16 protein-coding genes are annotated in these 18543 nt (G+C 70.1%); 7 read left to right on the top strand and 9 right to left on the bottom strand.

Features of this window, described 5'->3' with window-relative positions; all coding sequences use genetic code 11:
• Positions 1-67 precede the first annotated feature (67 nt).
• The 4 genes from IG08_RS0101195 to IG08_RS0101180 all read left to right on the top strand — a co-directional run bounded on the left by IG08_RS0101195 (position 68) and on the right by IG08_RS0101180 (position 2951).
• Complete coding sequence (locus IG08_RS0101195; RefSeq protein WP_234342773.1) at positions 68-1027, top strand: LysR substrate-binding domain-containing protein; 960 nt, start codon at positions 68-70, stop codon at positions 1025-1027.
• A 192-nt stretch (positions 1028-1219) separates the two neighbouring features.
• Positions 1220-2044, top strand: coding sequence for a hypothetical protein (locus IG08_RS0101190; protein ID WP_030594935.1), 825 nt, complete (start codon positions 1220-1222; stop codon positions 2042-2044).
• Positions 2045-2119: 75 nt separating this feature from the next.
• Entirely contained in the window at positions 2120-2518 is a 399-nt protein-coding gene (locus IG08_RS0101185; RefSeq protein ID WP_030594932.1) for a roadblock/LC7 domain-containing protein, read from the top strand.
• A gap of 4 nt (positions 2519-2522) precedes the next feature.
• Positions 2523-2951 carry a hypothetical protein gene (locus IG08_RS0101180; protein WP_030594930.1) on the top strand — a complete coding sequence of 143 codons (429 nt, stop codon included), beginning with the start codon at positions 2523-2525 and terminating at the stop codon, positions 2949-2951.
• A 22-nt stretch (positions 2952-2973) separates the two neighbouring features.
• Here IG08_RS0101180 and IG08_RS0101175 read toward each other — a convergent pair whose 3' ends face one another.
• From IG08_RS0101175 to IG08_RS0101160, 5 genes are all read right to left on the bottom strand, one after another.
• Positions 2974-5310, bottom strand: coding sequence for an ABC transporter permease (locus IG08_RS0101175; protein ID WP_030594927.1), 2337 nt, complete (start codon positions 5308-5310; stop codon positions 2974-2976).
• Positions 5307-5993 (bottom strand): ABC transporter ATP-binding protein, encoded by a 687-nt coding sequence (locus IG08_RS0101170; RefSeq protein WP_030594924.1) that lies wholly within the window; start codon positions 5991-5993, stop codon positions 5307-5309. The genes IG08_RS0101175 and IG08_RS0101170 overlap by 4 nt, the downstream gene beginning before the upstream one ends.
• Positions 5990-6514, bottom strand: a complete 525-nt coding sequence (locus tag IG08_RS0101165) for a PadR family transcriptional regulator (RefSeq protein ID WP_030594920.1) — start codon at positions 6512-6514, stop codon at positions 5990-5992. The genes IG08_RS0101170 and IG08_RS0101165 overlap by 4 nt, the downstream gene beginning before the upstream one ends.
• A gap of 180 nt (positions 6515-6694) precedes the next feature.
• Complete coding sequence (locus IG08_RS61065) at positions 6695-6949, bottom strand: type II toxin-antitoxin system antitoxin (RefSeq protein ID WP_078655380.1); 255 nt, start codon at positions 6947-6949, stop codon at positions 6695-6697.
• On the bottom strand, positions 6946-7863 hold the full coding sequence (locus IG08_RS0101160) for an SPFH domain-containing protein (protein ID WP_030594918.1): 918 nt from the start codon (positions 7861-7863) through the stop codon (positions 6946-6948). The genes IG08_RS61065 and IG08_RS0101160 overlap by 4 nt, the downstream gene beginning before the upstream one ends.
• A gap of 256 nt (positions 7864-8119) precedes the next feature.
• On the opposite strand from IG08_RS0101160, the gene IG08_RS0101155 reads away from it, so the two are divergent.
• Positions 8120-10483: a transglycosylase domain-containing protein gene (locus tag IG08_RS0101155; protein WP_030594916.1), complete on the top strand. Its 2364-nt coding sequence runs from the start codon at positions 8120-8122 to the stop codon at positions 10481-10483.
• A 64-nt stretch (positions 10484-10547) separates the two neighbouring features.
• Here the strand turns inward: IG08_RS0101155 and IG08_RS0101150 are convergent, their stop codons facing one another.
• The 3 genes from IG08_RS0101150 to IG08_RS0101140 all read right to left on the bottom strand — a co-directional run bounded on the left by IG08_RS0101150 (position 10548) and on the right by IG08_RS0101140 (position 15153).
• The gene (locus IG08_RS0101150) at positions 10548-12707 is read right to left on the bottom strand and encodes a SpoIIE family protein phosphatase (RefSeq protein ID WP_030594914.1); all 2160 of its coding nucleotides are present in this window, start codon (positions 12705-12707) and stop codon (positions 10548-10550) included.
• A 295-nt stretch (positions 12708-13002) separates the two neighbouring features.
• Complete coding sequence (gene fomD, locus IG08_RS0101145) at positions 13003-13695, bottom strand: cytidylyl-2-hydroxypropylphosphonate hydrolase (protein ID WP_199820789.1); 693 nt, start codon at positions 13693-13695, stop codon at positions 13003-13005.
• Between the two features lie 72 nt (positions 13696-13767).
• Positions 13768-15153 carry a class II fumarate hydratase gene (locus IG08_RS0101140; protein WP_030594910.1) on the bottom strand — a complete coding sequence of 462 codons (1386 nt, stop codon included), beginning with the start codon at positions 15151-15153 and terminating at the stop codon, positions 13768-13770.
• A 137-nt stretch (positions 15154-15290) separates the two neighbouring features.
• Here IG08_RS0101140 and IG08_RS0101135 point away from each other — a divergent pair, with 137 nt between their 5' ends.
• Complete coding sequence (locus tag IG08_RS0101135) at positions 15291-15776, top strand: allene oxide cyclase barrel-like domain-containing protein (protein ID WP_030594908.1); 486 nt, start codon at positions 15291-15293, stop codon at positions 15774-15776.
• A gap of 165 nt (positions 15777-15941) precedes the next feature.
• On the opposite strand, the gene IG08_RS0101130 is transcribed toward IG08_RS0101135, so the two are convergent.
• Complete coding sequence (locus IG08_RS0101130) at positions 15942-17609, bottom strand: fumarate hydratase (RefSeq protein WP_030594905.1); 1668 nt, start codon at positions 17607-17609, stop codon at positions 15942-15944.
• 155 nt (positions 17610-17764) lie between these two features.
• Here IG08_RS0101130 and IG08_RS0101125 point away from each other — a divergent pair, with 155 nt between their 5' ends.
• Entirely contained in the window at positions 17765-18445 is a 681-nt protein-coding gene (locus tag IG08_RS0101125; protein ID WP_030594902.1) for a DUF1707 SHOCT-like domain-containing protein, read from the top strand.
• The last annotated feature ends 98 nt before the right edge of the window (positions 18446-18543 follow it).

Raw genomic sequence — 18543 nt, 5'->3', positions numbered from 1 at the left:
CGTGACACAGGGTGTATTGATTCAGGAAATGGCTACACTCGGTTGTGTTGATCGGAGGCGTTTATCAGTGACTGTGAGCAATGGCGGGGCCAGGAGGCGGCAGCCCAGTCTGGCCCAGCTCCGGGCCTTCGCGGCCGTCGCCGAGCACCTGCACTTCCGGGACGCGGCGACCGCCATCGGTATGAGCCAGCCGGCGCTGTCGGGTGCCGTCGCCGCGCTGGAGGAGACGCTCGGCGTCACGCTCCTGGAGCGCACGGCCCGCAAGGTGCTCCTGTCGCCCGCCGGTGAGCGGCTGGCCGTACGCGCGAAGGCGGTGCTGGAGGAGGTCGCGGCGCTCATGGAGGAGGCGGAGGCCGTGCGGGCGCCCTTCACCGGAGTGCTCCGGCTCGGTGTCATCCCCACCGCCGCGCCCTACCTCCTGCCCACCGTCCTCGGCCTCGTCCACGACCGCTACCCCGACCTCGACCTCCAGGTCCACGAGGAGCAGACCACCAGCCTCGTCGAGGGGCTCACCACGGGCCGCCTGGACCTGCTGCTGCTCGCCGTACCTCTCGGCGTCCCCGGCGTCGTGGAACTCCCGCTCTTCGACGAGGACTTCGTGCTCGTCACCCCCCTCGGCCATGCGCTCGGCGGCCGCGAGGGCATCCCGCGCGAGGCGCTCGGGGAGCTCGACCTCCTGCTCCTCGACGAGGGGCACTGCCTGCGCGACCAGGCCCTCGACATCTGCCGGGAGGCGGGGCGGAAGGACGCGCCGGTGACCACGACCGCCGCCGGGCTCTCCACCCTCGTCCAGCTCGTCGCCGGCGGCCTGGGGGTCACGCTGCTGCCGCGCAGCGCCGTCAAGGTCGAGACGGACCGCAGCAGCAAGCTCCGCACCGGCTACTTCGCCGAGCCCGCCCCGGCCCGCCGCATCGGACTCGCGATGCGCACCGGCGCGGCCCGCGGCGCGGAGTACACGGAACTGGCGGGGGCGCTGCGCGAGGCCCTGCGGCCGCTTCCGGTACGGGTGTTGGGCGGCAGCGACTGAAAAACCTGTCGCCGTCAATCGGTCAAATGAGCGCCGAACACAGTGTTTTGAACGGCCGGGAAACTCAACTTCCGTCAACTGGGGACAGGTAGGAAATCCGCCGCCGGAATATGCGCCCGGACTGATACACATTCCCCCCTCAGTGCTACGCGTCACGCGTATGTACGACATGCCGACACGGCTGGGGGTGTGATGTCGGGCTACGCGATCCTGGCACCGGCCCTGGCCGAGTGCGGGCGCGACGAGTTCTCGGGGGAACTGCGGGTCGCCGGGACCCCCGGCGGCATCTTCCACCTCAGGGACGGCCGCGTCGTCGCCGTGGAGTCGCCCGGCGCACCGGGGCCCGAGGCGCTGCTGCTGCGCTCCGGCCGGGTCAGCGGTGAGCAGTGGGCCGAGCTGGTGCGGGAGTCCGGCGGCTCGCGCTGGCCGGCGACCGCGCTCATCGCCCACGGGTACGCGGGGTCCGCCCAGCTCCGGGTCGTCTGCATGATGGCGCTGCACGACGCGGCCTTCGCGATCGCCGCCGGCCGGGTGGACGGCTGTGAACGCGTCGCCCCCGCCGAGCCGTTCGCCCAGGTCGCCCTGGGTGAGACGGTCGCCCGGCTGCTCCAGGACACGGCCCGCAGACTCGCCGCCCTCGCCCTGCTGCCCCACCCCGTGCACCCCGACCGCGAGCGGCCCGTGCCCGTGCCGGTCGCCCGGGACGGCCGACTGACCGTGCTCCAGCACGAGTTGCTGGCCCACGCCGACGGCCGCCGTACGGCCCGCGATCTCGCCTTCCGGATCGGACGCGGTGTCTACACCGTGACGGTCGAGGTCGCCCGGATGCTCGGTGACGGGCTCCTGGTGTGCGCCGAGCCGCCCGCACCGATTCCGGTTCGCGCGCTGCCCGAGGGCCATCGGCTCCAGCAGCGGACACCGCCGCCCCCCGAACCGGCCCCGCCACCGACACGGACCGCGCTGCCCCGCCGTAAACCCGGCAGCTTCTTCCGGCTGCGGAACGGAATCCCGAAATGACTGTGCTGATCGAAATGACTGTGCTGATCGAATGCATGGCGATCAGATACGAAAAGAAAGTGGGGAGTTGATTACATGGATCACAAAGCCCTGGCACTCGAGATGCGCGGTCTGCGCGAACAGGTCACCGGAATCACGGACACGGCGGTAGCCGCCGCCGACGGACTGCTCATCGCCGCCGACACCGCCGACTCCATCGACCCGGAGGGCCTCGCCGCCCTGGCCGCCGCGGGCCTCGGCCTCGCCCGCCGCACCGCCGAGGCGACCGCCCGCGGCACTCTGCGCAGGACGGTCACCTACGGCAGCCACGGCTGTGCCGCGTTCTACGCGGTCGGCGACACCGCCCTCATGGTCGTACTCGGCGACGAGGGCCTGGACGTGGACCACCTGCACCGGGCGACCCAGCCGGCCCTGCGCCGTATCGACTCGATCCTCACTGACAAAGCACCTGAGAAAGCATCAGAAGGAGTCTGAAGGGATGGCGACGAAGCGCATGAACCAAGGTTTCTCCGACCAGGTGATGAGCCTGGTCAAGTCCCTCCGCACCGATGCCCCCGACTGTGTCGCCTCCGGCGTGGTCGACATGTCCACCGGCATGCTGCTGTCGTACGAGACGGTGGACAACCACCCGCCAGAGGTCCTGGACCTGCTGGCGGGTGCGACCCTCGACCTGTTCCAGGGCCGTACGGTCGTGATGATCGAGGACGTCTTCAAGGAACGCCGCGGGGTCACCAGTGACAACCATTTCTTCCAGGAGATCCTGGTCAACAGCGAGAACCTCACGCACCTGTTCGTGCGGCTGAACGAGCAGCAGGACGTGGTGGCGGTCGTCGTCTGCCGCAAGTCGGTCAACGTGGGCATGCTGTTCGCCCAGGTCCGGCGGGTGGTGCGGGAGTACAGCCTCTGATGGGACAGTCGGCTGCGGGCGGCTACTCCGTCCGCAGCCCGTCCGGCCGCATCAGCCTGAGCAGCGGCGGCAGGCTGAGCAGGGTCACGACGAGGACGACCGCGGCGCCGACGCCGGTCATCATCAGCACGCTCGCCCAGTCCACCGTCACCGCGGTGCCCGTCATCCGCAGCAGGACCACGCCCAGGGTCAGCCCCACCACCGAGGCCAGCAGCAGGCCCAGCGCGATCGGGATCGCTGTCTGCCACAGCACCGACAGGCTCAGCGTGCGCCGCCGGGTGCCGAAGGCGACCAGGGACGACAGCAGCTTCTTGCGCTCGCGCAGCTGCTCCAGCTGCGACACCAGCAGGCTCGCGCCGATCAGCATGAGGACGCAGGTGGCGCCGACGAGGAGTCCGGTGCGGATGGACCGGAACTGCTCATTCTCCTCGCTGGACGTCAGGGTGAACACCTCCGCCAGCGGGCCGCCGAGCCGGGCGGCGGTGTTGCGGACGTGGTCGCGGGCCTCCGGCACCGCCGGGTCGACCGTCACGAACACCCGCTGGACCAGGCCGGCCGCAGCGCCCTCGGGCAGCGCGCCCGGCGTGATCAGCAGGCCGCTGCGCGCATAGCCGGTCGGGTCCTCGCGCTGCCCCGCCGTCTTCATGCCGGCGGGCACCTTCCAGGCCACTGCGTCGGTCGTGTCTCCCTCGTATTCCGGGTCGAAGTACACGGTGGTGCCCGCCGCGGCGAGCTTCTTCGTCTCGCTCACCTCCTCGCCGTCGCCGATCCGGAAGATGTCGCCGTCCCGGCAGGACGTCAGACGGGACACCTCGCGCAGCTCCGCGCAGGTGCCGACGGCCACCTCCAGCTCGTTCTGCGGCTCCTTCGCCCGGTCCCCGACCGTGGTCATCGAGACGGCCGACGCACTGCGCACGCCCTTGGTCCGGGCGAGCTGCCGGCCGGCCTCGGTCACCGAGGTACCGGCGGGCACCGAGACCTCCATCTGGGCCCGGTTCAGATCGTTGCCCGTCCGTTTGGTGTAGTCGCTCTCGACCCCGGAGAACAGCATCTGCAGCGCGATCGCCCCGGCCACCGCGACGGCGATGCCGTTGACCATGCGGGCGGCCGTACCGCTGCTCAACTGCAGCCTGCGGACGGCCAGTTGCCAGGAGACCGAGCCGGAGTTCAGCCGGGCCACCACGGCCTCGACGATCCATGGCAGCAGTGCGGTGACGCCGACGAGCAGCAGCACGGTGCCGCCGATCACCAGCCACTGGTTGAAGTCGCCGTTGGTGTTGCCCTGCCCGACCATCGGGTACAGCAGCGCGAGGCCGCCCACCGGCAGCAGCAGCCGCCACCACAGCCGGCGCCGCGGCGGCTTCGCCGTACGGACCACACCGAGCGGCTCGATGACGACGCCGCGCAGTGCGAACAGCGTGACCAGGACGGCCGCGGCCGGCACGGCGACGGCGACGAGCAGCGCGAGCGCGGGCGACGGGTTGAGGTCGCTCGGGAACACGCTGATGTCCCGCACCTCCGCCAGGGCCGCCAGCTGACGCCCCACCAGGAAGAAGGCGGTGCCGAGGACGAGCCCGAGCAACGCCCCGGCAAGGGCCTCGCCGCCCGCGATCCGGCGGGCCATCCGCCCGTCCGCGCCGACCAGCCTGAGCGCCGCGAGCCGGCGGTCCCGGCGTTCGCCGCCGAAGCGCACGGCCGCCGCGATGAACACCGCGACCGGCAGCAGCAGGACGACGAAGACGATCAGGATGAGCAGGAGCAGGATCGGGTCCAGTGTGTCCGGCTGTTTCCACTTGGAGGGCCCGAAGTAGTCGATGCGCTCGACGGTGCCGCCGGACAGCTGGTCCGCGAGCCCCTGACCGCCCGCGTAGTAGGCGAGTTCGGCGGGCCCGACGAGCCCGGACGGCCCGATGGTGCCGGTTACGCGGTAAGGGATGCGTTCGCGCAGCAGCTTGCCGGAGTCGGACGCGAGCAGCTCCTTCAGCGCGGGGGAGACGACCATCTCGCCCTGCGCGGGGAACGTCCCGACGCCCGGCGGCAGCGGCGACCGCGCGCCCTCGGGCTCCAGGAGCCGGCCGCGTACGTCCTTGTCGCGGAACGTCGTGTCGGTGTCCGCGATGACGAGCGTGTCGGCCGCCTTCGGCAGCACCTTCGCGTTGTAGGTGAAGTCGTCCCGGGAGCTGTTGCGCTGACTGCGCTCGGACATCGCGTTGGGTATCGCGGTCGTCAGCAGCAGCAGCGCCACCCCGAGCCCGACCCCGACGGCCGTCAGCAGCGCCCGGGTCCACCCCTCGCGCCCGCCGCCGAAGGCGAACCGGACCCCCATGGCGAGGTCCCGCGACCACTGCCTCGCACTCATACGGCCCGCTCCATGTCCCGGGACTTCCCGTCCCGTACGACGATCTCGCGGTCGGAGTACGCGGCCACCCGTGCCTCGTGCGTGACCAGCACGACGGCGGCGTTGGCGGACCGGGCGGCCTCGGTGAGCAGCTCCATCACGCGCTCGCCGTTGAGGGAGTCGAGCGCGCCGGTCGGCTCGTCGGCGAACAGCACGCGCGGGTTGGTGACCAGGGCGCGGGCGACGGCGACGCGCTGCCCCTGCCCGCCGGACACCTCGCCGGGCCGCTTCTTCCCGAGGTCGTCGACCTCCAGCCGCTCCATCCACGCGAGGGCGGCCCGTTCGGCCTCCTTGCGCTTCGTGCCGTTCAGCCTGAGCGGCAGGGCGACGTTCTCGACACAGGTGAGCTCGGGCACCAACTGCCCGAACTGGAACACGAACCCGAACTCGGACCGCCGTAGCGCACTGCGCTGGGCGTCGCTCATGGTCGCCATCTCCTGGCCGTTGTACGTGATCGACCCCGAGTCGGGCGTCACGATCCCGGCGAGACAGTGCAGCAGCGTCGACTTGCCGGACCCGGAGGGCCCCATCACGGCGACGACCTCGCCGGGGTGGATGGAGAACTCGGCACCGTCGAGCGCGGTGGTCGGTCCGTACGCCTTGCACAGCTTGTCGGCGACGAGCAGAGAACCGGCAGGAGTCACTTGGCCACCGCCTCGGCGAGCTTGTCGAGGCGCGCGGCGGTCAGTTCCAGCCAGCGCAGGTCGGCCTCGAGATGGAAGAGGGCGTGGTCGCAGATGAGCTGATCGGCGAGATCGCCCTTCCGCTTCCGGTCGGTGAGGATGCGCATCATCCGCAGGTGCTCGGCGCGCTGGGTGTCGAGGATGTCGCCCGCGTTCCGGTGCGTGAGCAGCGCGAGGACGACCTTGGTGTACAGGGTCGACTGCAGATACGGCTCGGGCGCCTCCGGGGTCGCGAGCCACCGCTCCACGTCGGTGATCCCGGCGTCGGTGATGGCGTACCGCTTCCGCTCGGGCCCGTCGCCGGCCTCGATGCCGTCGACCTCGACGAGCCCGTGCTTCAGCAGCCGGGACATCGTCGAGTAGACCTGGCCGTAGTGCAGCGGCCGGTCGTGACCGAACTTCTCGTCGAAGGCCCGCTTCAGGTCGTAGCCGTGGCGGGGCCCGGACTCCAGGAGTCCGAGGAGTGTGTGACCGATGGACATGGGGAGGACTGTACACACGGTGTATACCCGCCATGTATACGCCGAGTGTGTAGATCGGGTGCGGGGTGTGAGAGGCCGCAGGTGGGGGCCGATTGTCACGGTTCTGCGACAACTCCCGGACGGGGCCTGGGGGTCGGTTCTGCAACCCCCGGGCCGTCCGGCGTTCGAGGACGAGGCCCTTCAGGCCGACGGGGGTCCGGGGGCGGAGCCTCCAGGGGGACGACCACGGCGAGGAAGGGGCCCGGCATCACCAGGCAACCGCCCCGCCTCCTTCAAGGCCCGCCGCAACAGAAACTCGATCTGCGCGTTCGCCGAGCGCAGCTCGTCCCCGGCCCACCGGGCCAACGCCTCGTACACCGCGGGATCCAGCCGCAGCAGCACCTGCTTGCGCTCCGACCGGCCTTGGGGGGCCGAACCCCCGGAGGGAACCGTCACTGGTAAAGCGTCCCGGTGTTGAGGACCGGCTGGGGCGCCCGGTCGCCGCACAGGACCACCATCAGGTTGGACACCATCGCCGCCTTGCGCTCGTTGTCGAGCTCGACGATGTCCCGCTCGGTGATCCGGGCGAGTGCCGCCTCGACCATGCCCACCGCGCCGTCCACGATCTGTCGCCGGGCCGCGACGACCGCCCCGGCCTGCTGCCGCTGGAGCATCGCGGAGGCGATCTCGGGGGCGTAGGCGAGGTGCGTGAAGCGGGACTCGATGATCTGGACGCCGGCCGCCTCCACGCGCGCGTGCAGCTCGGCGGCGAGCTTCTCGGTGATCTCGTCGGCGTTGCCGCGCAGTGAGAGACCGGCCTCGTCGTGGGCGTCGTAGGGGTACTCGATGGCGATGTGACGCAGGGCCGTCTCGGTCTGGGTGCCGACGAACTTGACGTAGTTGTCCACCTCGAACGTCGCCTGCGCGGTGTCCTTGACCTTCCACACCACGACCGCGGCGAGCTCGATCGGGTTGCCGTAGGCGTCGTTGACCTTGAGGGTGGGGGTCTCGTGGTTGCGGACCCGGGTCGAGATCTTCCGCCGCGAGGTGAACGGGTTCACCCAGCGCAGCCCGTCCTGCCGGATCGTGCCCCGGTAGCGCCCGAAGAGCTGCACGACCCGGGCCTCGCCCGGCGCCACGGTGTTGAGCCCGCGCAGCGAGATGAGAGCGCAGAGGAGGACGAAGACACCGAGGACCGGGAAGCCGGGGCTCACCGAACCGGCCGCGAACAGGAAGACGGCGGCCAGGAGCCCGACCAGCCCGAGGAGGAGCGCAAGCGCACCCCCGATGCTGTGCGCGGCGAACTCCCGCACCTGCGGGGCGGGCATCTCGGGTACGTCGGCGGTGGGTGTGGAGTCGTGAGTGGACATGGATGATCCCCCGTTCCGGACAGCTCTCTTCGGCTATCCCTGATCTATCTAAGTGATATCACTTTACCCCTTGGGGCAACCCTCAACCCCTCTCGGTCGTCGGTTTCGTTGGAACGGGTGCTGATTCTCACGCCCGTACACACCCGCAAAAGAGCGGATCGAACGTCCTTTGTCATATAGAGCGGTGTTAGCTTCTGAGCTGACCTGAGCCACCAACTTGTGTGGCTGCCGAGATGGAAGCGGAGCGAGTCGACCCATGGGACGAGCGGAAGACAGACGAGCGCGGCAGCGTGGTGGCCGCCGCGCGGCGCCCATGCGCTCGTCCGGGACGCCGAGCGCCGGTGTCGGCGGCGATGTGACCGAGATAGGCGGCGGCCGGGCCGCGGCACGCAGGGCGTCACAGGGCCGGGGAAAGAAGAGCAAGAAGAGCGGCATACGCAGGCTCTTCACCTGGAAGAAGCTGCTCGGCACCTTCTTCGGTCTCTGCCTGCTCGGCATCGGCGCCTTCATCGCGCTGTACATGATGATCGACATTCCCAAGGGCAACGCCGACGCGACGCTGCAGAGCAACGTCTACAAGTACAGCAACGGCGACCTCCTGACCCGCGACGGCGAGAAGAACCGCGAGATCGTGCCGCTGGCGGAGGTACCCAAGGACGTCCAGCGGACCTTCGTCGCCGCCGAGAACAAGACCTTCTACAAGGACGCCGGCGTCGACCTCAAGGGCACCGCCCGCGGCCTGTTCAACACGCTCTCCGGCAAGGGTGCCCAGGGTGGTTCGACGATCACCCAGCAGTACGTCAAGAACTACTACCTGACCCAGGACCAGACCGTCACGCGCAAGCTGAAGGAACTGGTCATCTCGCTGAAGCTGGACCGCACCAAGTCCAAGGACTACATCCTCGCCGGCTACATCAACACCAGCTACTACGGCCAGGGCGCCTACGGCATCCAGGCCGCCGCACAGGCCTACTACCGCGTCGACGCGGAGAAACTCACGGTCGCGCAGGGCGCCTACCTCGCCGCGCTGTTGCAGGCGCCGAGCCAGTACGACTGGGCCATCGCCACCGACGACGGCAAGAAGCTGGCCAAGGCGCGCTGGAACTACGTCCTCGACAACATGGTCGAGGAGGGCTGGCTGGACAAGACCAAGCGCGAGGCCATGGAGTTCCCGGTCCCCAAGGAGCCCAAGGCCGCGCCCGGCATGGGCGGCCAGACCGGCTACCTGGTGGACGCGGCCAACAACCAGCTGGCCAAGCAGCTGGTGGCCGACGGCGCCACCGACAACCTCAACGACGCCCTGACCATGGTCAAGGCCGGTGGCTGGACCATCACGCTCAACATCGACAAGAAGAAGCAGGCGGCGCTGGAGAAGGCCGCCAAGTCGCAGCTCACCAGCAAGCTCGACGCGAAGAAACGCTCCGTGGACGGGGACGTCCAGGCCGGTGCGGTGTCCGTGAACCCCAAGACGGGCGCGGTCGTCGCGATGTACGGCGGCAAGGACTACTACAAGCACTACCGCAACAACGCGACCCGCACCGACTACCAGCCCGCCTCCACGTTCAAGCCGGTGATCCTCGCCGCCGCCCTCGACGAGGCCGCCGAGACGCAGAGCGGCAAGCAGATCACGGCGAACACCATCTACGACGGCACCAGCAAGCGCCCGGTCGTGGACGACGGCACCAAGGTCGGGTTCGCCCCCGAGAACGAGGACGACCAGAACTACGGCAACATCACCGTCCAGACGGCGATGAACAAGTCGGTCAACTCCGTCTTCGCGCAGCTGGGCGTCGACGTCGGCATGGACAAGGTGCTGAAGGTCGCGAACCAGCTGGGCATGGACACCGCCGACCTCAGCGCGGTGCCCGCGCAGACCCTCGGCACCATGGGCGCGAGCCCGCTGCAGATGGCCGGCGTCTACGCGACCCTCGACAACCACGGCAAGCAGGTCACCCCGACCATCATCAAGTCGGTCGAGAGCAGCCGGCGCACGGTCAAGCTGCCGGACCCGATCGGCGATCAGGTCATCAGCCGCGAGGCCGCCGACACGGTCACCTCGGTGCTGACGGGCGTGGTCGACGACGGTACGGCCAAGGTGTCGGTGCGGGACAACGCGAACCGGGACGGCCGTAAGGTCGCCGGCAAGACGGGTACGTCCGACGAGAACCGGTCGGCCTGGTTCACCGGCTACACGCCCGACCTGGTCACCTCGGTCGGCCTGTTCGGCGAGTCCGCGAAGAACGGCGCGCAGGTCTCGATGTACGAGGCGGGCGGTGTGCCCCGCGTCAACGGTGGTGGCTTCCCGGCGCAGATCTGGGCGGCGTACACCTTCGGCGTCGCGGGCAAGAACACCAAGTTCGACCTGGACACCGACCAGGGCGCGGCGGTCCAGCCGACCGTGACGCCGACGTTCACGCAGGAGCCGAGCGAGACGCCGTCGGAGACGCCGACGACGGAGGAACCGAGCGAGACGCCGACGTCGGAGAAGCCGACGGACGAGGAGACGACTCCGAGCTCGACGCCGACCACGGAGGAGCCGACGGACGGAGCGACGACTCCGACCTCGACGCCGACGGCGCCGACACCGGAGAATCCGCTCGACCCCAACGAGGATCAGTAGCGACAGTCGCGCACAGCGAAGGGCGCCCGGTGTTCACCGGGCGCCCTTGGCGTATCTCGGACGACTACTCCGCGGCGGGCCGGGCCAGTTCGAACCACACGACCTTGCCGGTGCTGAGCCGGGTGGCCCCCCACCGCCGGGCCAGCCGGTTCACCAGATACAGCCCACGCCCGCCCTCGTCGGTGGCCCGAGCCTGCCGTAGCCGAGGCAACTGCGGCACGTCGTCGCCGACTTCACACCGCAGGACGTCGGTCCGCAGCAGCCGTAGCGTGACCGGCCGGGTCGCATAGCGCACGGCGTTCGTCACGACCTCGCTGACCAACAGCTCGACGGAGTCGGTGAGTTCCTCCATGCCCCAGCGGGCGAGCGCGCGGCGCGCCAGACGACGGGCCCGGCCGGGGGCGGCGTCCTCCGGCTCCAGGAACCAGTACGCCACATCGCTCGGCGCGATCCCGTCGAAGCGGGCGGCGAGCAGCGCGATGTCGTCGTCCCGGTCGCCCGGGCCGAGCATGTCGAGCACCTCGTCGCACAGGGCTTCCAGCGGCGGCGGGTGGTCGGGTCCGGTGAGCTGCGCGGTCGCGGCGAGCTTCTCGCGCAGCTGCTCTATCCCGGTCCACACGTCCCGCAGCCGCGACTCGACGAGCCCGTCGGTGTACAGGAGCAGGGTCGCCCCGGCGGGTGCGTCCAGTTCCACGGCCTCGAAGTCGACGCCGCCGACCCCGATCGGCGCGCCCGGCGGGACCCGCAGGACCTCGGCCCGGCCGCCCAGGTGCAGCAGGACGGGCGGGGGATGGCCGGCGTTGGCGATGGTGATGCGGTGCGAGACCGGGTCGTAGACGGCGTAGAGGCAGGTCGCCATGCGGTCGGTGCCGAGCCGCTGGGCCTGCTCGTCGAGGTGGTGCAGGACCTCCTGCGGGGGCAGGTCGAGCCCGGCGAGGGTCTGCGCGGTGGTCCGCAGCTGGCCCATGATGGCCGCGCTGGTCATGGAGTGCCCCATGACGTCACCCACCACCAGCGCCACCCGGCTGCCGGGCAGCGGGATGGCGTCGTACCAGTCGCCGCCGACGCGCGCGGTCTCGGCGGCGGGCAGGTAGCGGGAGGCCAGCCGCACGCCCGTGGGCCGCGGCAGGGTCTCGGGCAGCATGGTGCGCTGCAGTTCGTCGGCGATGTACGCCTCACGGCCGTACAGCACCGCCTTGTCGATGCCGAGCGCGCTGTGCGTGGCGAGCTGGGCCGCGACGAGCAGGTCGTCGGGCTCGAAGGGGATGCGCTCCGGGCGGCGCAGGAACAGCGCGGCGCCGATGACCCGGCGCCGGCCGCGCAGCGGGGCGAGGATCGCCCGCCGGCCGGACGGTACGACGAACTCGCCGCCCTCACCCAGGAGTTCGGGCAGTGCGGCGTGGGCCGCGGGCGTGTCGGTGAAGACGGGACGCACCCCGCGCAGCACCTCGGCGAGCGCGCTGCCGGGCCGTACCTCGCACAGTTCACCGCCGAGCGTGTCCAGCCCCGACAGCTCGGCGAACTCGGCAGGCTCCGGCTGGAGCGGCGCGAACCCCGTGTCGGAGTCCCGCTCCTCCGGGATCCGGTCGGTGCGCCGCAGCCGCAGCACGAGGGGCCCGGTGGGCCGCTCGTCGCCGACCGGCAGCGGGTCGCGCAGATAGACGAGGATCGCGTCGGAGAAGGTCGGCACGGTCGCCCGGCACAGCCCCATCACGATCTCGTCCAGGTCGATGCCGCGGGCGATCCGCCGGGTCGCGGCCCCCACGAACCGCAGCCGGTCCCCGTCCCGCCGCATCGGGGTGGGCCGCCCGAGCGGCAGCCCCTGTCCGGTACGGCGCTCACCTTCGGGGTCGGCCTGCGGCCGCTCCTGCTCGCCGCCCGGCTGCACGGGGACGACCTCGGGAGCGGGCCGCGGACGATGGGTGTCGGGCTCGGCGGCGGCGGGCTGGGAGTGCTCGGGGCCGGTGCCGACAGCGTCAGGTCCGGTGTTCTTGCCCGTGTTCTTGCCCTTGTCCTTGTTCCTGCCGCCCTTGTTCCTGTCCTTGGCGTCAGGTGCCGTCGTACCCGACCCGGCGGGCGGGGTCTCGCCGGTGCGCGCCTGAGCGGGTAAGGCGCCGGCGCCGGGCGCGTGTGACGGCGTCGAGGTACGCAGGAGCGCCCCGCGGGGGTCCGTGGGGTCGACGCCCGGCTGGGGGCGTTCGAAGGAGGTCGGCTGCTCCGTCACGCGTGTCGAATCCGTCCGTCCGGGGCTGCACGCCGCGCGTGCAGTTGGTCCCGCCGAAATCCCGATACCCGGAATGCATGTCCCCGGAACGGAATTCCCGCGTGGTCAGAGGCTGTTTCTGTGCCACCGGCGTACCGTCTGCGGTCCGTACCGGTGTTGCCCTCGTACCCCTCGCTCACGTCCTGCCGCCCCTCGGTGACGATCGGTCAAGCCCAGCGCCCGTTCCGGTAGTTGTCGCTGCGCACACTTGCGGAGGACGATCCTACGTTTGTAGCCCGGGGGCGCATCAAGGGTCTCATGAGGACATGTGCGCGGGCGTACGGTCCCAGTCTTCCGGCAGGGAGGGTACCGCCCAGGACGGATTCGGGCGCCATTGCTGCCAGCCGTCCGAGAACGGCGGCCCCCAGGCGCGGATCACCTCCACCGCCGACCGGCCCGCCTCCTGCACCTGTTCGGCCGGTCCGGCGGCCATCAGGCCGTCCCGCTGGGCCTGCGCGAACTCGTCCTCGTCCCGCCAGTGCCAACTGCGGTCCGGGTGCACGGAGATGTCCAGGAAGTGGTCCTCGGAGTCGACCCCGCCGGCCCAACGCACCAGCGGTTCCTCGAGGTTCACGTACCAGTTCTTGAACTGCCAGCCCGGTTCCCAGAACAGCCACACCGACCAGGGCTCGCCCGGCCGGGCGAGTTTCAGCACACCGGTGCCGAACCAGCGGTCGAGCTGCACGGTCCGAGGCTTGGTGTAACGGGACTCCAGCGGCTCCACGTGCACCGGCGTGCCGTCGGCGAGCACGGGCTTCACACACTCGGTGCCCGGAGCCAGCCACACGGCGAGAACGTCCTCGTCGTCCCGTACGACGGTGACCGGGCGCGCGATGTGGAAGCGCGCGCCGGCGTTCTCCCGGTAGCGCCACAGGATCTGATCCCCGGGCGCCCAGAAGGCCGTCGACGTACCTGCTTCCACCGCTCTCACCGCTCCACCGTCTGCCATGAACAGATATTAGGTGCCATAGGCATACGACGCTGCGGTGCGCGTCACGGTTCACGCCGGGGACGTGATTGGTTACGGATGCGTCATCCGCAGGACATCCAGGGCCTCGTCGAGCTGTACGAGGGTGAGGTCGCCGCGCTCGATGTACCCGCTCTCCAGGATGACTTGACGAATGGTCTTCCGCTCCGCCAGTGCCTTCTTGGCGACCTTCGCGGCCTCCTCGTACCCGATGTACTTGTTGAGCGGGGTGACCACGGAGGGTGAGGACTCGGCGTACTCGCGGGCCCGCTCACGGTGCGCGACGATCCCGTCGACGGTCCGGTCGGCGAGCAGCCGCGACACGTTGGCGAGCAGCCGGACGGACTCGAGAACGTTCTTGGCGATGACCGGCAGCATCACATTGAGCTCGAAGTTGCCGGCGGCTCCGGCGGTGGCGACGGTGGCGTCGTTGCCGACGACCTGGGCGGCGACCATGAGCACGGCTTCCGGGATGACGGGATTGACCTTGCCGGGCATGATCGACGACCCGGGCTGGAGGTCGGGGAGAGAGATCTCGGCGAGCCCGGTCCGAGGCCCGGAGGCCATCCACCGCAGGTCGTTGGAGATCTTGGTGAGGGAACCGGCGATGGTCCTGAGCTGCCCGCTGGTCTCGACGATCCCGTCCCGCGCGCCCTGCGCCTCGAAGTGGTCGCGGGCCTCGGTGAGGGGGAGGCCCGTGACACGGGCGACCTCCTCGATGACGGCCGCGGAGAAGCCGGGGGGTGTGTTGATCCCGGTACCGACGGCGGTACCCCCGAGGGGCAGCTCGGCGAGCCGGGGGAGGGAGGCGTGCAGCCGCTCGACGCCGTACCGGATCTGCGCGGCGTACCCGCCGAACTCCTGCCCCAGAGTCACGGGCGTGGCATCCATGAGATGGGTCCGCCCGGACTTCACGACGTCGGCGAACTCCTCGGACTTGCGGGTGAGGGCTGCGGCGAGGTGCTCCAGGGCCGGGATGAGATCGCGCGTGACGGCGCCGGTGGCGGCGATGTGGATGGAGGACGGGAAGACGTCGTTGGACGACTGGGAGGCGTTGACGTGGTCGTTGGGGTGCACGCCCTTGCCGAGCCGCTCGGTCGCGAGCGTGGCGATGACCTCGTTGGTGTTCATGTTGGACGAGGTCCCGGACCCGGTCTGGAACACGTCGATCGGGAAGTGCTCGTCCCAGTCCCCCCGGGCGACTTCGGCGGCCGCGTCCTGGATCGCCTCGGCGACGTCCTTGTCGAGCACACCCAGCTCGGCATTCACCTTCGCGGCGGCACCCTTGATCCTGGCCAGGGCCTCGATGTGGGCGCGCTCGATGCGCTGGCCGGAGATGGGGAAGTTCTCGACGGCGCGCTGGGTCTGGGCGCGCCACTTGGCGTCCGCGGGGACCCTGACCTCGCCCATGGAGTCGTGCTCGATGCGGTAGTCGCTCATACCGGCTATAGCGATCGGGGGCGCCACGATGTTCCGCGCCTGGGCCGAACGGCGGCTCGGCTCACCGGGCGGGCAGGGGACGATCGCCGGACAATGGAGGAGCGCAGGGGGGCTCGTCACCCCACAGGAGGCAAGCCATGCTCCGCAGCATCAGAACGTTCGGCGCGCTCGCCGCCGCCGGTATGGCCGCGTCGGCCGCCCTCGCCACTGCCGCTCCCGCGTCGGCCGCCGAGGACGATTTCACTCTCTACGCCAAGGAAGTCCCCGGTGAGGAGGAAGGCGAGGGCGAGCAGCAGGCCCCCGCTGTCGGCGATGCCTTCTCCTTCGCCGACGACCTCTATCGCGACAAGGGCGGCGAAAAGGTCGGCCGGGACGGCGTCGTCTGCACGGTCGTCCGCGCAGGCAACCCCATGGACATCCAGTGCGCCGGCACCTTTGTCCTGTCCGGCGGCCAGATCACCGCCCAGGTGCTCATGACGGTGCCGCTGGAAGAGTCGGCGGAACTGCCCGAGTTCGACGCGTCCGTCACCGGCGGAACCGACGACTACCGCGGCGCGAGCGGGCAGATCCACTTCACGGAGGACGGGGATTACCAGCGGCTGGACTTCGACCTCGGCGATTGAGACGAGGCCGGCGCATTTCAGCCCGTCCGGCGTTTGAGGACGAGGCCGTTCAGGCCGATCGGGGTCTGGGGCGGAGCCCCAGCGGGGTCGAAGGGGCGGAGCCCCTGGAGATGGGACGGGTAGGGGCGGCGGGGGAGGGAGACAGCTCCCACCGCACCACGCCGCTTACGCCAGCCCAGGCCCCCGCACCGGAATCGACGTGAACGTCGGCGCCGGCGCCGGGTCCTGGAAGAAGTCGTTGCCCTTGTCGTCCACGACGATGAACGCCGGGAAGTCCTCGACCTCGATCTTCCAGACGGCCTCCATGCCGAGCTCCTCGTACTCGACGACCTCGACCTTCTTGATGCAGTCCTGGGCGAGCCGGGCGGCCGGGCCGCCGATGGAGCCGAGGTAGAAGCCGCCGTGGGTGTCGCACGCGTTGGTGACCTGGGTGGAGCGGTTGCCCTTGGCGAGCATCACCTTGGAGCCGCCCGCCGCCTGGAACTGCTCGACGTAGGAGTCCATGCGGCCGGCCGTGGTCGGGCCGAAGGAACCGGACGCGTACCCCTCGGGGGTCTTGGCCGGGCCGGCGTAGTACACCGGGTGGTCCTTGAGGTACTGCGGCATCTCCTCGCCCGCGTCAAGACGCTCCTTGATCTTGGCGTGCGCGATGTCGCGGGCCACGACCAGCGGACCGGTGAGCGAAAGGCGGGTCTTCACCGGGTACTTGGTCAGCTCGGCGAGGATGTCGTCCATCGGCTGGTTCAGGTCGATCTTCACGACGTCGCCGTCGGACTCGAGGTGCTCGTCCGTCGTCTCCGGCAGGAACCGCGCCGGGTCCGTCTCCAGCTGCTCCAGGAAGACACCCTCGGCGGTGATCTTCGCGACGGCCTGGCGGTCGGCCGAGCAGGAGACCGCGATCGCGACCGGGCAGGACGCCCCGTGCCGCGGCAACCGCACCACCCGCACGTCGTGGCAGAAGTACTTGCCGCCGAACTGCGCCCCGATGCCGATCTTCTGCGTCAGCTCGAAGACCTTCTGCTCAAGGTCCTTGTCACGGAAGCCGTGGCCCAGCTCCGAGCCCTCGGACGGGACCTCGTCCAGGTAGTGCGCGGAGGCGTACTTGGCGGTCTTCAGCGCGTACTCGGCGCTGGTGCCGCCCACCACGATCGCCAGGTGGTACGGCGGGCACGCGGCCGTGCCCAGCGAACGGATCTTCTCCTCCAGGAACTTCATCATGGAGGCCTCGTTCAGGACGGCCTTCGTCTCCTGGTAGAGGAACGACTTGTTGGCGGAGCCGCCGCCCTTGGCCATGAACAGGAACTTGTAGGCGCCGCCGTCGGTGGCGTACAGCTCGATCTGGGCCGGGAGGTTGGAGCCGGTGTTCTTCTCGTCCCACATCGTCAGCGGGGCCATCTGCGAGTAGCGCAGGTTCAGGTTCAGGTACGCGTCGTAGATGCCGCGGGAGAGGGCCGCCTCGTCGCCGCCGGACGTCAGCACGTTCTGGCCGCGCTTGCCCATGACGATCGCCGTGCCGGTGTCCTGGCACATCGGGAGCACGCCCGCCGCCGCGATGTTCGCGTTCTTCAGCAGGTCGAGGGCGACGAACTTGTCGTTGTTCGACGCCTCGGGGTCGTCGATGATGCGGCGCAGCTGCGCGAGGTGGGCCGGGCGCAGGTAGTGCTGGATGTCGTGGATGGCCTCTTCGGCGAGCTTGCGCAGCGCCTCCGGCTCGACCTTGAGGAACGTCCGCCCGTCGGCCTCGAAAGTGGAGACACCCTCGGAGGTCACCAGCCGGTACGGGGTGGTGTCCTCTCCCATGGGGAGCAGATCGGTGTACGCGAACTCAGGCATCTCAGCCCATTCCTCACTCGACAGACGACGGCCGGCCTCCGTTGGCAGGCCTCACCAGCCTAGAACCTGTCCAAGGCCGGAAGCTTGTGAGGTAAGGCTCAGTTGGTTGTCCACAGGCCTAGTCGCGATCTATCGCGTTTCGGTACGCTGCTGTCGTGGACCTTCAGAAGAGCACACCACAGGTGTCCGAACTGCGCGCTTCGGACGCCGACCGCGACCGCATCGCCGACATCCTGCGCGAGGCCCTGGCCGAGGGCCGCCTCACCGCGGACGAGCATTCCGAGCGCGTGGAGGGGGTGCTGGCCGCCAAGACGGTCGGCGAGCTGGAGGTCTTCATACGGGACCTGCCCGCGGCCCACGAGCGTCGCGCGGCCCCCGCCTACACCCCGGCCGCGAACCGCCCCACCGACGCGCTCCCCGCCGACCCGGACGACACCGTGGTGGCGGTCTTCAGCGCCGCCGTCCGCAAGGGCCGCTGGCGCGCCGGCCGCCGTATCCACGCGTACGCCGTCTTCGGCAGCGTCGAGATCGACCTCAGCGAGGCGATCTTCGAGTACCGGCAGGTCGTGATCAAGGCGATCTCGGTCTTCGGCAACGTCGAGGTCCGCGTCCCGGAGAACGTCTCGCTGCGCGGCACCGGCGGCGGTGTCCTCGGCAACTTCGAGGTGGACACGCTCGATTCGGACGAGCCCGACGCGCCCGTCGTGTACGTCGACGGGTGGGCCGTGCTGGGCAACATCGAGGGAAGGCCCAAGCGGGGCAAGGTCGTTGCGGACATCCTCGATCGCGTTCAGCGCAAGGTCGACAAGGGTTTGCGCAAACACCTGGATCGTTGACGGTCGGGAATCCGGCGGTTCGGAACTGAGTGCATAGGCGCGCGCACAGCGGGTAGGCCTTGTCGCATCGTCGCTCACTCGCGAAGCCGTCGTCAGGA

The sequence above is a fragment of the Streptomyces fulvoviolaceus genome (assembly GCF_000718165.1).
Lineage (GTDB): Bacteria > Actinomycetota > Actinomycetes > Streptomycetales > Streptomycetaceae > Streptomyces > Streptomyces fulvoviolaceus.
The sequence above is the reverse complement of the archived record's forward strand: the minus strand, read 5'-3'. Positions and strand labels throughout refer to the sequence as shown.

Bases quoted from the DNA above. Each gene is read 5' to 3' on its own strand.
- IG08_RS0101190 (WP_030594935.1), top strand. From the start codon at position 1,220: ATGTCGGGCTACGCGATCCTGGCACCGGCCCTGGCCGAGTGCGGGCGC.
- IG08_RS0101185 (WP_030594932.1), top strand. From the start codon at position 2,120: ATGGATCACAAAGCCCTGGCACTCGAGATGCGCGGTCTGCGCGAACAG.
- IG08_RS0101180 (WP_030594930.1), top strand. From the start codon at position 2,523: ATGGCGACGAAGCGCATGAACCAAGGTTTCTCCGACCAGGTGATGAGC.
- IG08_RS0101175 (WP_030594927.1), bottom strand. From the start codon at position 5,310: ATGAGTGCGAGGCAGTGGTCGCGGGACCTCGCCATGGGGGTCCGGTTC.
- IG08_RS0101165 (WP_030594920.1), bottom strand. From the start codon at position 6,514: ATGTCCATCGGTCACACACTCCTCGGACTCCTGGAGTCCGGGCCCCGC.
- IG08_RS0101160 (WP_030594918.1), bottom strand. From the start codon at position 7,863: ATGTCCACTCACGACTCCACACCCACCGCCGACGTACCCGAGATGCCC.
- IG08_RS0101155 (WP_030594916.1), top strand. From the start codon at position 8,120: ATGGGACGAGCGGAAGACAGACGAGCGCGGCAGCGTGGTGGCCGCCGC.
- fomD (WP_199820789.1), bottom strand. From the start codon at position 13,695: ATGGCAGACGGTGGAGCGGTGAGAGCGGTGGAAGCAGGTACGTCGACG.
- IG08_RS0101140 (WP_030594910.1), bottom strand. From the start codon at position 15,153: ATGAGCGACTACCGCATCGAGCACGACTCCATGGGCGAGGTCAGGGTC.
- IG08_RS0101135 (WP_030594908.1), top strand. From the start codon at position 15,291: ATGCTCCGCAGCATCAGAACGTTCGGCGCGCTCGCCGCCGCCGGTATG.
- IG08_RS0101130 (WP_030594905.1), bottom strand. From the start codon at position 17,609: ATGCCTGAGTTCGCGTACACCGATCTGCTCCCCATGGGAGAGGACACC.